General features: G+C 41.8%; 1 protein-coding gene. It reads right to left on the bottom strand.

The features are described 5' to 3' along the window. On the bottom strand, window positions 1-922 hold a 922-nt coding region (gene pseG / locus CXF76_RS00720; protein ID WP_232785075.1), incomplete at its 3' end, for a UDP-2,4-diacetamido-2,4,6-trideoxy-beta-L-altropyranose hydrolase. Window positions 923-950 lie beyond the last annotated feature (28 nt).

Raw genomic sequence — 950 nt, 5'->3', positions numbered from 1 at the left:
CAATTAACTGCTCATAGGCCTTCATTAAATTTTTACTAATCGCCTCTAACTCAACGCTAATTGCAGCACCAACGGCTTCTAAATTTTTACAAATCGTCTGCTGGTTATCAGCAAGTGCAATAACAATACTTGGTAACCCGACACAAGCACGTTCCCATGACGTTGAGCCTGGCGCGCCAATGGCAATATCGTGCTCACTCATGAGAGTAGCCATATCATCTACAAAATCGATGTGAGTCAACCACGCGCTATGCTTTATAGCAAACTCTGTAACACTTTTATAGTGAGGTGCTTTAGGGCTAAGCAATACAGTCGTTATTGGCGGATTAACGCTTTTCTTTAAAACATCAAGTACATGCAATGTTGCATTGGGGGCATCTATCCCCCCCATAGATAATAATAAACGCGGTGTATTCGCTAATGTATTTAAAGCTATCAATTGTGATGAATGTCGATGCGAAAAGTGAGTATTTATAATTGCATATTGCGTGCCCGTTAAGACGGTGGCCTTAGAGTTTAATAAACGATACTCGCTTGGCTCTCTAAGCAATGTTTGATCTATAATCAAGTCTGCAGCGTGCTCTCTTACTAAGTCGTCAATTGCAATGATTTTACAGTTATACGCTTTTTTTACTACCTTATGCCACTGTGCACCAATACCATAGTGGTCTGTAATAACTAAATCAGGACTATCGAATGCAGTAGCGCATTCTTGGGCATCATCACACTCAGTGACTTGCAACCACGCGGCATAATCCGCAGTCGAGGTTGGTACTAGCCAATCTGCAGGTTGCTGTAATTCATAAATAGAGAAACCACGCTGCTTTATAAATGTGACTAAATCACCGTTTTGCGGGCGGGTGGCAAATAAAACGTCGTGACCATCTAGTTTTAGCCTATCAGCCAATACTAAGCAACGCATGATATGGCCGCTGCCTATGTAAGAAGAT

It is taken from the genome of Pseudoalteromonas sp. 78C3, from assembly GCF_002836695.1.
GTDB lineage: Bacteria > Pseudomonadota > Gammaproteobacteria > Enterobacterales > Alteromonadaceae > Pseudoalteromonas > Pseudoalteromonas arctica.
This window is presented reverse-complemented; position numbering and strand designations above follow the sequence as displayed.